Genomic DNA, 12,648 nt, shown 5'->3' with positions numbered 1-12,648 from the left:
TAAAATTTCAAGCGGCGGAATTTTGTGAAATTTCGGCTTGCGCGGGCGGCTGTGCTGCGTGCGACTTGCACTACCGCGAGCGAACTCGCGCTGTCCGCGCATAAACCTCGCGCCCTAAATTCCTCAAATTTAGACTATTTTTTCACCTTGATCACGTATGGCACCGATTTGATCACACCTTTGGAAAAGAGCGTCTTGGTGTCCGCATACACGGCGTCAAGCTCGGCTTTTGAGACGTCCGCATCGCTTACCTGCGCGTCTTTGTTATAGTATTTCTCGATCACGTCGATCGCGCCCTTTTGATCGCTCGGAGAGAGGGCTTTTAGATGCTTTAAAATCAGCGCCGATTTGATAAACGCGCTCTTACCGTGCACCGGCGCAAAGATCAATTTTACGTTGCTGTTGCGAAGATGCTTCGTAATCCTTTTCATCTCCTCGGCGCAATACGGGCACTCCGGATCGCCCACGATGTAGGTCATATAAGGGTTATTTTTATCAAACGACTCTATATAGGCAAATCTCGCAGGATCTATACTCTTTAGCAGCTCAAGCGCGGCGGCGTCCCTGGCGTCCTTTAAAATTTGAGTTCTCATTTTAAATAGCGCCGCATCGGCTCCGTCCGCAAGCTTAGGCTCCTCCGTTACTGCCACTAGGCTTTTGCCGTCGTCGCTAGCCAAAAACGCCTCTTTTTTGTCGCCCGAGCGAACGATCAGCAAATTTAGCCCGTTTAGCGAGTTTAGCTTATCGATCGAGATGAGCTGAGCGTTTTTATCATTTAGACTTTGCTTTAGGTTTTTTACGAACTCCGCTTCGTTCGCATTCGCGCCAAGCACAAAAGCCGCACACGCAGCCAAAACGTAGATGATTTTTTTCATAGCTTCCCTCCCCTTAAAATTTCGCCAATTATATCAATTTAAAATAAAATTTGTTATAATCGCGCCCTATCAATTTAAGGAGAAATTTATGGCTTATTCAATGGGTGATTTAAAAAAGGGTTTGAAGATCGAAATCGACGGCATCCCGTATAAAATCGTAGAGTATCAGCACGTAAAACCGGGCAAGGGCGCGGCATTCGTGCGCGCTAAGATCAAATCTTTCATCGACGGCAAAGTGCTTGAAAAGACCTTCCACGCCGGCGATAAATGCGAGGCGCCAAACCTCGAGGACAAGCAGATGCAGTATCTCTACGACGACGGCGAGGCGTGTCAGTTTATGGATACCGATAGTTACGAACAGATCGCGATCAGCGACGAGGACGTGGGCGAGGCGAAAAAATGGATGCTTGACGGCATGATGGTGGACATTATGTTTTACAACGGCAAAGCGATCGGCGTCGAGGTTCCGCAGGTGGTGGAGCTTAAGATCGTAGAAACCGCGCCGAATTTCCGCGGCGATACACAGGGCAGCAATAAAAAGCCCGCCACGCTTGAGACGGGCGCCGTGGTACAGATCCCATTTCACGTGCTCGAAGGCGAGGTCATCCGCGTAGATACCGTCCGCGGCGAGTATATCGAAAAAGCAAACAAATAACTTCTCTATTTTTGCGAAATTAAAATTTCGCAAAAATTCCTCTTTCTTTTAAAATTTATAAATTCCAGACGATAAATTTAAACCGCATCGGTTGCGTAAATTTGATTAAAATAGCTTTTCGAATTCGCCGAAATGCGAGATCATTTAATCTAAATTTTGCGTAGCGCCGATCTGGCAAATTTAGGATGGTTTTACGATTAAATTTACGGATTTGAAATTTGAGTATAAAAACGCCCAAAAGCAAATCTTGCGACCCGCTTTCGGGCTTTGAGCTAGGCTGCAACTTTAATTAGATTTAAAATTTCACCTTCACTTGGGAAACGAGGCTTAGCAAAATCTTTATTGAAGAAAAGCTTTCTGCCGTCAACTTCTACTAGAAAGTCTCCGCTGCCACCAGGGGCCAACTCGACAACCGCATCCTTATAGACGCTTGTTATTTCATCTCTCACACGGAGAGCTTGCGGTCTATAAGATCAAGAATTACAATAAGTAATTACAACCTTCATCTTTATTCCTTTCTAAAAAAGTGCCACATTCTAGCAGAACTAGCTTAAATTTTAATATAAAAGCTCAATTTCGCGCGCCTCAGCATTTAAAATTTATGGGCAAAATTTCGCCATTTGCAAGCTTTAAATTTTGCTGCCGCGGGCTCAAGGCTAGCCCTCAAATTTTAAAATTTCATCGTAGCAGAGATAAAAATCGCAGCCGTGCGCGTGGAATTTCTTATCGCCGTGAAAGTGCCCGAAATACCACCGCTCAGGCCTTACGAGCTCAAAGATTCTCTCTAAATACTCAGACGTTTTATCGAAAGTACTTTTGCCGCACCAGAGGTATTCTTTTAAAAATTTCATCGCAAACCTCGGCGCCGTGTGGCTCAGTACCGCATCGATCCGTCCGCCCGCGGCGATGAAATCGCGCGCATTTCGCATCGCGCAAGCAAACTCCTCCTCGCTTGGAATCTCGCGCGCCCACCAGCTAAGCCCCGGTATCCGATGCGCCTTATCGACGCTAAGCGCGCCGCCGAAGCACAAAAAGTGACGCCCCGCGATCTCGTAAATTTCACCGCGTCGCAGCCAAAATATGTTTTCACCGCCCACGCTCACGGTACCGCCGAATTTTCGCTCGCGCGGCAATTCATCCAACATATCGAAATTTTCGTGGTTGCCGTCGATAAAAAGAAGCGTGGCGGGGAAATATCTTTCTATGTTTTTACGCGCCATAAACTCGTCTATCCGCTCGCTCCAAAATAGCCCGAAATCCCCGAGCACGATGACGAAATCATCGGCACTAAGCCCGCTAGTAAAGGCTTTGTTCGTGATTTTGCCGATCTCGTTTATGCCGTGCGTATCGCCGCAAAGATATATCATCTGCTTCCTTTAAATTTAGCTCGCCGCGCTTTGTCGCAGCCCGTGCGAATGGAATTTAAGCGCTAAATTTATGCAGCACGCACCGCACAGATCCTTCGCTCCGAGTCGTAGCTTCGCAAATTTAACCTGGATTAAGAGCGTAAATTTAGGCGACGAAATTTTAAAAACGCAAGCACCAAGCCTGTAACCGCGCAAATTTAAAGCCGAGGCTTCCGGTTTTAACTTTCGCGGCGCGAATTTTAGCTGCGAAATCCAAGCAAGCGCAACCCCGCTTGCTGCCGCCAAATTTTAAATTTAGCGGCGGACTTTGTAAATTTCACAGCGGATTGCGGAAATTTCACAGCGGACTGCGCAACCTCCATAACGGGCTTCGTAAATTTCACGGCGAGCCGCGTAAATTTAAAGATTAAATTTAGAGCTTGCTGCGCAGCTGTCCCGCCAAAGCCGCGCCGATCCGCTCGTAGCCCGCTTTTTGCAAATGGATCTCGTCGGGGCGCACGAGCCCCATGCTGCGCCAGCCGCTCCAGCCGCCGTCCTCGTTCATCAGCCCCGCGACGTCGTAAAACATCGTCCCCTCATCGCGCGCGAGCTTGGCTAGCACGGCGCTAGCCCTGGCAGCGCTCGGCACCTTCGGGCTGCGCGGCGGCGCTACGAGCAGGATTTTCGCGCCCGGGCTAGCGGAATGGACGCTACGGATAAGCCCGCGGATGCTTTGATAAAATTTTTGCTCGTCAAAGCGCGGATCCATCGCGTCGTTGGTGCCGTAGGCGATGATTACGAGATTGTATTTTAGCTTCGCAAAATCCCTGTTGAAAGCGCCCGTGCCCCACTTTTCGTAGATGTTGCTAAACGCTCCGTTGCTCGCGCACGAATCGGCAAAGCGCGCGTTTTTGCGGTAAATTTTATACCCGCCCAGCTTCGCGCCGTCTCTAAGCGCCGTGATCGTGATCGGAAAGCTCAGCCTAAATCTCGAATACTCCCACGCGCCCTGCTCTTTTTGCGAGATATATAGGCTCTTGCCGCTTGCGTCGCGCACTTTAAAGATTTCGCCGCCGCCCTCGTCTTTGTGCAGAATTTCAACTTCAAAATCACCGCTAAGCTGCTTTAGCTCGATCTGAACGCTCGCGCCGTTTTTCGCCGTCGCGATTACGCCGCAAAGCGGGAAGTCCGGATCCTGTTCGGTGCGAGATGAGATCACCTCAAAGCCCTTTTGTTTAAAGCTCACGTTTTCGTTCGCGTGGTACCTCGGCATCATCGCAGGCACGAAACCGACGCTGTTTTGCACAAAGAAATTCCGCCTAAAAGCATCTATCAGCGCGTCGCTGCCCAGATGCGAATCGCCGAAAAATTTCACCCCATACCCCGCGTACGGCGCACCGCCTGCGGCATCGCCGCGCGCTGCACATCCGCATAGCAAGGCGGCCATTAAAATCGTAATAAATTTACTCAACTTCTATCCTTGATAAAATTTCTTTCGCGACGCTCTCGCAGCCCTCTTTGCTCATGTGGATGCCGTCGTCTTGGCGCACGCGCACGAGAGAGGAGCCTCTTTTTAGGTAGGTTTTGAACTTGCCGTTTTCGCACACGAAAGGGCTCGTCTGCATGAAATACCCGCCGAATTCCTCGCTGGCGCCCGCGTAAATTTTATTTAAAATTTCTATTTTCTCCTCAAAATCGGCCTTTTGCATGCACGGCATCGCGATCCAAAACACCCCAGCGCCGTGCGAGTGCGCCGTATCGTAGATCTCGCGCACCCTTGAGGCGTAAAACTCCCGCCAGCGCGGCGTTTTGATACCGTAGGTCTTGCCGCCTGCGCGGTACTCCCAGACGTCGTTGGCGCCCAGCAGCACGACTACGAGCTTAACGCCGCCGTTCTCGCTAAGCGCGGTATCTAGCGTCTTTTGCCAATCGAAAGATTTTTTACTCGCAAGCCCCGTCGATTGCTTGCTAAGATCGATCACCTTTAGGCTTCGCTTCGGGAAAAATTTCTTAGCGTTCATCCCCACGTATTGCATCAGGCTGTCGCCGATAAAAAGCACGCCGTCGCCCTGATTTAGGCGGATCTTGCCGTCTGCGGTGAGTAAAATTTTAGCGCCCTGCGGCACATTCGTCCCCGCCTGCGAAGCAAAATTTTGCGCCGTAGAGTTTAGCTCGCAAACTGCGCCGCTGCCGCAAGACTCCGCTGCTTGCGCAAGACTCGGTGCAGAGGAGTTTTGATCCGCAGGGCCCTCGCCGCTTAAATTTAGATCATCAGACGACGAAGCGCGCGCGAAGAGGTCACTGGCTGCAGAGCCCTCGCCGCTTAAATTTAGATCCGCGCCCGTTTGCGTCTGCACTGCCAGCGTCTGAAACTCTCGCAACTGCGGCTCTAGCGAGGCGATCTTATCGGACGCAGAATTTTTTGGTTCCGCATTTTGCGGCTCGGAATTTTTAGAAGCTAAATTTTCCGCCTCCGAATTTTTCGGATCGGAACTTTGAGGGTTTAAATTTTGCAGCTCCGCGACTTGTGATTTCGCAATTTTAGACTCAGAATTTGAAGCCTGATCTGTAGCGGAATTTTGCAGCGCCTGCTCCGCGCGCGCAGAATTTTGAATAGCGGCCTCGCGCCCCTGGCTTTGCGCGGAAACCGTTGCCGCAGAGCTAGAAACAGAGCTTTGCGACGCGGAATTTTGCGATTTAAAATTTTTCTCCTCTTGCAGATCTTGCGCGCCGTAAATTTCAGGCTGAGCTTTACGCGAAATTTCGGCGTCGCGTTCGCTTTCTTCTAAGTCCTGCCGCGAGGCGAGCTTTTGCGCGCGATCCATAAAACCCTGCGCTCGCTCGCTAAGAGCTTCGTAAATTTCGCCGCCTTTGGCAAACGAGCTGCCGCGCAGCGCCTCTTCCAAGCCGAAATCGTTGTGAAATCTCTGCTCCAAATAGTAGATCAAGGAATTTTGCATAAAAAACGCCGCAAAAATCAGTGCAAAAAATATCGTCGAAATAAATTTAACCATCTAAAATCCCGCGTAGATAAAATTTGGAATCCCGCTCGGCATCAGCGCGAAAATGAGCGTGAAAATCGCGCCCAGCAGCACCGCTTTCGGTAGGAAGGAGACGCCAGAGAAAAATTTTACCAGCCAGCCCTGCAACCCCGCCGTTTTAGGATAGACGAAAATGCCCGCGATAACCGCTGCGAGCACCGCCGGCTCGCCTATGTCGTGAAATGCCTGCGCGCGCGCAAAACCGCTGAAAATCGCCATAGCGTCGCTAAAAGAGGAGTTGGCAAAAAATATCCACGCGAAGCTAACGTAGGCGTAGGTGCAAAACAGCGCCAGATGAGGGTTCAGTGCTCTTGCGCCGAGCTCCGCTCGCCACTTTAAAAACACGATCCCCGCGCCGTGCAGAAGACCCCAGATCAAAAAATTTAACCCCACGCCATGCCAGATGCCCGAAAGCGCAAACGCGATGATTAAATTGAAGCAGGTGTGCGCAAAACCCCTGCGCGAGCCGCCGAGCGGGATATAGATGTAGTCGCGTATGAAAGTAGATAAGCTGATGTGCCAGCGGTCCCAAAACTCGCCCAAGCTCCTGGCGACGTAGGGCATATTGAAATTTTGCGGCAAATTAAAGCCCATCGCAAGCCCCAGCGCCCGAGCCATATCGATAAAGCCGCTAAAATTCGTATAGAGCACCGCGCCGTAGAGCAAAACGGCGATTAAAATTTGCACCGCGGAGGACTCCGGCGCGTCGCCGTAAACGCCCGAAAACAAGCCGCTTACGTAGGAGCCGAGATAGGAGCTTACGATCAGCAGCTTAATGAGCGAAAAGATGACGAGCACGTAAATTTCATCCGCGTTGCCGAAACGTTTGGGCGCGTCAAACTGCGGAAGCACGGGCTCGATCCTCTTCGCCGCGCTTGCGCGCCCGATGGGGCCCATCACAACGCTAGGAAAAAACGCCAAAAAGCACGCCAGGCTCAAAAAGCCCCGCTCGCCGCACTCGCGCCTATAAACCGACACGAGATAGGTGATCGACATAAAAACGTAGTATGAAATCCCGAGCGGAAACGCCACGCTATCGACGGCGGCGATACCCAGCGCACCCAAAAAGGCATTGAAGGCTTCCCTTATAAACTCGTAATATTTAAAAAATGCGAGGAAAAATAGGCTTGCCGCGACCGCCGCGAGCATAACTACGAGCGCCTTTGCGGTTGGTGCGGCGATCTGCTGCGCTTGCTTGGCTTTGCGCGCCTGCTTCGCCGCAGCTTTGCGCGAAAGCTTCTTGCGCGAGGAGTGCTTTGCGGGCAGGCTGATCCTTACGGATACGCGGTTTGCGTAGCCGATGCACACTCCCGCAAAATAGATAAACATGCTGTAAGCTGCGAGCAGTAGCGCAAAGTGCGGATTTATGGAGCACATAAAGCCGTAGCTTGCTAGAAGGATTAAAATTTTTTGTATTAAAACAGAGCTCCGAAACGCCCAGTAGATCATTAAAAACAATAGAAAAGCAAGGACGAACTCGGGTGAAAAAAATGTCATTCAATCTTTCCAATTTAAATTTTAAGGCGCTTACGGCATGAAATTTATGTGCGCCTACAACGCCCAGCCAAAATCTTTGCGGCATTTAGCACGGAATTTCAAAAATAAAAACCGCCGCAGATTTCCGCCGCCATATAAAATTCCGCAGCATCGTTAAAATTCTACTTACAAAAACGGCTGCGAAAATTTACAGAGCTTTCATCGCATCAAATCCGCTCGCAACGGAGCTTATCAAAATTCTACGCCTTATGAAGTAAAAATCTCAACTCTTAATTTTAAGTACAAATTCGCAAAATTTCATACCGCCCAAAGCTCTGGCTCGCAATTTAGCCATTCTAACGCGATAATGTAAATTTTAATTTAGCGATTTAAAATTTCTAGCATAACGACGCAAATTTAACTCGCGTTTAAATTCCAATTTTCGTGGCGCGAGCTATCCGCAAAACGCGCCGCATAAATTTAAAATTTGAGCGCTCGCGGCGCAGCGCAATCGAAACGCTATCTTTTGTAAAATTTTCTTATAATTCCGCTTCCGATCTCTTTGCTATTGCCGTCTTCGATCATCATCGCAGCTCGGTCCACATCGACGCTCTTATCGGTATTTACGATGAATTTTATCTCTATCTGGCGCGACGTGATACGTACGGGCTTGTCGATAAATAGCACATTCACCGGTCTTTGAGAGCTTGCTGCGACATCTTTTACTAAATTTAAAAAATTAGCATAACTCCAATTATTTGCGTTAAGCTTATAAACCTCTGCGATCTCCTTTTGCAGGGCATCGTCGTCGCATTTGACCTGAGAGCCGAATGAAAGACTCTTCCTCTTTTCTTCGTCAAATTTGTAAAACTTATTTGCGGTTTGTAGAATTTTATCTTTATCAAACTGCGGCGAGCTTTGCGTTTTTAACCTTTCATAACTATCAGACGCGTATTTTAAGCTATTTTGTAAACGCTTTTCTTTGCTTTCCGCCTCCGAAGCGTATGCCTTTTCATAGGCTGCGTTAGCCTTGTCAAATTCCGCTTTTAACACCTCGGGGCTTACTTCGCAAGTCATCTTCACCACCTGGATACTATTTTTGACGCCGATATCCTGCCAAGATACCTTATTGCACTCGCTAGAGCCGTCGATTGCATTGCGATAGTCATGGACTTCTGTTGCGGCAGCGTGTATTCTTTGACGATCTTTACGTTATCCTCGCCGCAGCCGCACAGTACAAACGCCGCAATAGCCGCGCCAGCAAATACTTTTACCTTCATTTTTGCTCCTAAAAATTTTGATTATAAAAACAACGAATGCTAAATTTAAAAGCCCGAATTTTAAAATTCCGCGCCGATCGGGCCTTGAAATTTGAAATAGAATTTAGCGCGGAATTTTATCGCGAAACGGCTGCCGGGTGGAAATTTGCCCGACAGCAAAGTCTTTTCTGCGAGAAATTTATGCCTCTGCGCGGATGATCCTTACCGCTTCGACCATATTTTTTAAGCTCGGCTCCACCTCTTCCCATTTGCGAGTTTTTAAGCCGCAGTCCGGGTTGATCCACAGCTGCTCTTTCGGAAGCACTTCAAGTAGCGCGCGGATCTGGCTTACGAGCTCATGCACGCTAGGAATTCGCGGGCTGTGGATGTCGTAAACGCCAGGACCGACCTCCTGCTTGTATCCGACCGATCTAAAAATTTTAAGCAGTTCGTTGCCGCTGCGAGCGGTCTCGATGCTAATGACGTCGGCGTCCATCGCCTCGATCGTTTTGATGATGTCGTTGAACTCCGAATAGCACATATGCGTGTGAATCTGCGTCTGCGCCTTGGCTGCGCTAACGGCGAGCTTAAAGGCGCTGACGGCAAATTTTTCATACGCAGGGATATTTTCCGCGCGTAACGGATAGCCCTCTTTAAACGCCGCCTCATCCACCTGAATGATCTTGATACCCGCATCTTGCAGATCCGAAATTTCATCAAAAATCGCGAGCGCAAGCTGTTTTACGATCTGCTCTCTAGGCTTATCGTCGCGCACGAAGCTCCAGTTCATGATCGTAACCGGCCCCGTTAGCATGCCTTTCATAATCTTTTTGGTGCGGCTTTGAGCGTATTTGATCCACTCTACCGTCATCGGATTCGGGCGGCTCACATCGCCGAAAAGTAGCGGCGGCTTCACGCAACGGCTACCGTAGCTCTGCACCCAGCCGTTGGCGCTGAACGCGTATCCGCTCATCTGCTCGCCGAAATACTCGACCATATCGTTGCGCTCGGGCTCGCCGTGAACCAGCACGTCCAGGCCGATCTCGTCTTGAAATTTGACGCAGTCGTCGATATAGGCTTTGATCTGCTTCTCGTAATCCTCGCGCGCTAAAAGTCCCTTTTTGTAGGCGTTGCGAACCTGGCGAAGCTCGGCAGTCTGCGGGAATGAGCCGATCGTAGTGGTAGGTAAAATTCCATATCCAAGCTCTTTTTTCTGCACCTTGATGCGATCCTCGTAGCGATCGGTGCGCTCAAGCTTGCTTAGCGAGTTCACGCGCGCAGAGACCTTCTCGTCGTGGATGAGCGGCGAGCTAGCGCGAGTTTTGGCGGATTTTTGATTCTGCTCGTAAGCTTTCATGCCGTGCTCGCACATCGGAATTTCAAAGAAAAGATGGGTCAAAATCGAAATTTCGCTTAGTTTTTCGACCGCAAAACTTAGCCAAGATTTGATCTCAGCGCTTAGCTTGTCCTCGTACTTTAGCGTAAAAGGCACGTGCAAAAGCGAGCAGGAGGTGCCCACGTAGATGCGCTCCTTAGGCACGTAGGCTTCGATAGCTTTGAGCTGAGCTAGCTTTTTATCGATATCGCTCTTCCAGATATTGCGCCCGTCGATCACGCCCGCAAAAAGCACGGTCTTGGCGTCTTTTAAAATTTGAAGCTCTTTTTTGATATTCTCTTCGCTTGCGTAAACGAAATCAAGCCCGATCGCCCAAACATCGGTCTTTACTATCTCGCGCACGGCCTCGGTCGCATGCTCGAAATAGGTCATAAAGATGATTTTTACGTTGCTTGCGACCTTGCTTAGGCGCTGATAAATCGGTGCGATCTTTGGCGCCAACTCAGCCGCACGATCCGTTACGAAGATCGGCTCATCGATCTGAACTACGACCTCGTTATCAAGCTCGCTAAGAAGCTTTAGCAGTTCCTCGTATTTCGCGACAAGGGCATCTAAATGCGCGAGTGGATCGCTTTTGTCGCTTGATTTACTAAGCGCAAGATAGATAATAGGTCCGATTAAATTTATCTTTAGCGCGCAGGAATCCTTAAAATCGTTATTCTTCGCAGCCTTGTACTCGCTTAAAATTTTACTAGGATTTAGGCTAAATTCTGTATATGCAGAGATCTCAGGCACAATATAATGGTAGTTTGTGTTAAACCACTTCGTCATCTCCATCGCGACTGCGTCTTTGCTGCCGCGCGCCATCGCAAAATACTGCTCGTGCGCCGAAAGAGTCGCAAAGCGCTGCGGGATCACGCCGAAAAGCACGCTGGTATCGAGCATCAGATCATAGTATGAAAAGTCGTTTACGCTAATTAGACCACTCCAGGCGTCCAACTGATATTTGATGTGACGATCTTTTAGCTCTGCGGCGACCCGCTCCAGCGCGTCATAATCGCACTTGCCCGCCCAATAGCTCTCCAAAGCCTTCTTTAACTCGCGCTGCTCTCCGATACGCGGAAAGCCCGTGACGTAACTTTTCATTTTAATCCTTTACGTAAAATTTGGTATTAAAGGTTGGATTTTATCTTAAAATTTCTTTTGCCGCTATTAAAATTTTAATCTAATCTCACAAAGCAGATAAATTTTATAGTAGTGCATAAGCGGCGTAAATTTAAACTGGATTCGCTTTTATGGATTTTTAGTAAAAGCTCCCGATTTCAGATAATCGGGAGCGGATGAACCGTAAGAATAAATTCCAAGAATTTAGAATTTATAGTTGTATCCAGCGTAAACTCCGTATTTTTTGCCGTCGTTATCTTCGATATAATCGCCGTCCTTGTACCAAGCCTTGCTTGCTTTAAATCCCATTTCGATCTCGCTATTAGAGGCGAACTCATACAAGGCGCCCACCTTGCCGCCCAAGATAAAGCCGCTTAGCGTATCGTCTGCTCTGGCCCAGCTGCCGTCTCTATAGTCTATCTTAACCTCGGTATCTAGCACCGAAATTCCGGTGTAAGCGCCTAAAACAAGCTTAAATCTGCCGAAAAGCTCCGGCGTAAAATCTGCGCCGCCTACGAAATCGTGTGTTCTCCATTTAACCTTTTTTTTGGCATGGGCGTTTGAGCTGGAATCCTCGCCCTTAAATCCATAAAAATACCCGCCGTAAGCCCTAAACGTACCGAAGTCGTATCCGGCCTTAACTCCGATTTGCGGTTGTCCGTCATCAAAACCCGCAGCTTCGTTTTTGAAATTGTAGCCGGCCTCGCCTCCCACGAAAAGCCCCTCCGCCATCGCGCTCGCCGCAACCAAAGAACTAAGCAACAATGCTTTTGCAACAAAATTTCTCATATTTACTCCTTTCGGTGAAATTTCAACCGCTATGTTAGCGTTAGCTTATAAAACGCGGTCTAAATTTAAAGTAAATAAGGCGCTCCGTAGATAGGTTATATTAGACATGGCAGGAATGTGTGCAGATTGTTTTAAAATATAAAAAGGAGGGCAATTGCTTATTTGCGGACTAAAGGAGATAAATTTATCTCCAACGCGCGAGGAAATCAAAATTTAATCCATCTCACTCGCGCTATGAAGTATGAAATTTACGCGATTTAATACGCGTCGCACATAAATTTACAGACGGTTTTCGTGCGCAGATTGAGCATGATCGAGCTTAGGCACCTACCGTCCTTGTTGCCGCTTAGCAGGCGCACGGCATCGCCCTCTTTCCACTGCGTGCTGTCGCCCTCGATCGTTCTGTAATGCGCGCCGTTAATGACAAGCGACTCGCCGCCCTTTAGCGTTTTATCGATCTTCAGGTCGCTTGCGATCTGGCTTAGATCGCCTTTTAGGGCATTTGCGATTAGTTTTTCCTCGGCCTGCTCATGCGTCTTCATCGAGCTTTTAGCAAAGTCCGGCACCTGCACAGTTTCGGTCTGAGCCGAAGCAAACACGGCGAGCACGCAAGTAGCGTAAATTAGTTTCATATTTTCTCCTCGGTTTTTTCAAAATTTCGGCGATTATAGCAAAGTTTACTTAAAAATTTCGGTCTAAATTTAGCT

At 48.8% G+C, this 12,648-nt stretch carries 12 protein-coding genes; 1 reads left to right on the top strand and 11 read right to left on the bottom strand.

What is annotated here, in order from left to right; translation table 11 throughout:
* Nucleotides 1-134: 134 nt before the first annotated feature.
* On the bottom strand, nucleotides 135-875 hold the full coding sequence (locus tag Q0438_RS08615) for a hypothetical protein (RefSeq protein ID WP_299190162.1): 741 nt from the start codon (nucleotides 873-875) through the stop codon (nucleotides 135-137).
* Between the two features lie 88 nt (nucleotides 876-963).
* Between Q0438_RS08615 and efp the strand changes: the two genes are divergently transcribed.
* A complete protein-coding gene (gene efp / locus Q0438_RS08610) occupies nucleotides 964-1,530 on the top strand; it encodes an elongation factor P (protein ID WP_299190160.1) in 567 nt (188 codons plus the stop codon).
* Between the two features lie 272 nt (nucleotides 1,531-1,802).
* Here efp and Q0438_RS08605 read toward each other — a convergent pair whose 3' ends face one another.
* The 10 genes from Q0438_RS08605 to Q0438_RS08560 form a co-directional block, all read right to left on the bottom strand.
* Entirely contained in the window at nucleotides 1,803-2,036 is a 234-nt protein-coding gene (locus Q0438_RS08605) for a SelT/SelW/SelH family (seleno)protein (protein ID WP_295098848.1), read from the bottom strand.
* Between the two features lie 150 nt (nucleotides 2,037-2,186).
* Entirely contained in the window at nucleotides 2,187-2,897 is a 711-nt protein-coding gene (locus Q0438_RS08600; RefSeq protein ID WP_299190159.1) for a metallophosphoesterase, read from the bottom strand.
* A 412-nt stretch (nucleotides 2,898-3,309) separates the two neighbouring features.
* Nucleotides 3,310-4,347: a GDSL-type esterase/lipase family protein gene (locus tag Q0438_RS08595; protein ID WP_299190157.1), complete on the bottom strand. Its 1,038-nt coding sequence runs from the start codon at nucleotides 4,345-4,347 to the stop codon at nucleotides 3,310-3,312.
* Nucleotides 4,340-5,890: a DUF459 domain-containing protein gene (locus Q0438_RS08590; protein ID WP_299190155.1), complete on the bottom strand. Its 1,551-nt coding sequence runs from the start codon at nucleotides 5,888-5,890 to the stop codon at nucleotides 4,340-4,342. Before Q0438_RS08590 ends, Q0438_RS08595 begins: the two co-directional genes overlap by 8 nt.
* Nucleotides 5,891-7,414, bottom strand: coding sequence for an MBOAT family O-acyltransferase (locus tag Q0438_RS08585; RefSeq protein WP_299190154.1), 1,524 nt, complete (start codon nucleotides 7,412-7,414; stop codon nucleotides 5,891-5,893).
* A gap of 498 nt (nucleotides 7,415-7,912) precedes the next feature.
* On the bottom strand, nucleotides 7,913-8,470 hold the full coding sequence (locus Q0438_RS08580) for a hypothetical protein (RefSeq protein WP_299190152.1): 558 nt from the start codon (nucleotides 8,468-8,470) through the stop codon (nucleotides 7,913-7,915).
* Between the two features lie 2 nt (nucleotides 8,471-8,472).
* A complete protein-coding gene (locus Q0438_RS08575) occupies nucleotides 8,473-8,673 on the bottom strand; it encodes a hypothetical protein (RefSeq protein WP_299190150.1) in 201 nt (66 codons plus the stop codon).
* A 178-nt stretch (nucleotides 8,674-8,851) separates the two neighbouring features.
* Nucleotides 8,852-11,134, bottom strand: a complete 2,283-nt coding sequence (metE, locus tag Q0438_RS08570; protein ID WP_299190148.1) for a 5-methyltetrahydropteroyltriglutamate--homocysteine S-methyltransferase — start codon at nucleotides 11,132-11,134, stop codon at nucleotides 8,852-8,854.
* 222 nt (nucleotides 11,135-11,356) lie between these two features.
* Nucleotides 11,357-11,941, bottom strand: a complete 585-nt coding sequence (locus Q0438_RS08565) for an outer membrane beta-barrel protein (RefSeq protein WP_299190146.1) — start codon at nucleotides 11,939-11,941, stop codon at nucleotides 11,357-11,359.
* A gap of 257 nt (nucleotides 11,942-12,198) precedes the next feature.
* On the bottom strand, nucleotides 12,199-12,573 hold the full coding sequence (locus Q0438_RS08560) for a hypothetical protein (RefSeq protein ID WP_299190144.1): 375 nt from the start codon (nucleotides 12,571-12,573) through the stop codon (nucleotides 12,199-12,201).
* Between the last annotated feature and the right edge of the window lie 75 nt (nucleotides 12,574-12,648).

Source organism: uncultured Campylobacter sp. (genome assembly GCF_938030785.1).
Lineage (GTDB): Bacteria > Campylobacterota > Campylobacteria > Campylobacterales > Campylobacteraceae > Campylobacter_B.
This window is presented reverse-complemented; position numbering and strand designations above follow the sequence as displayed.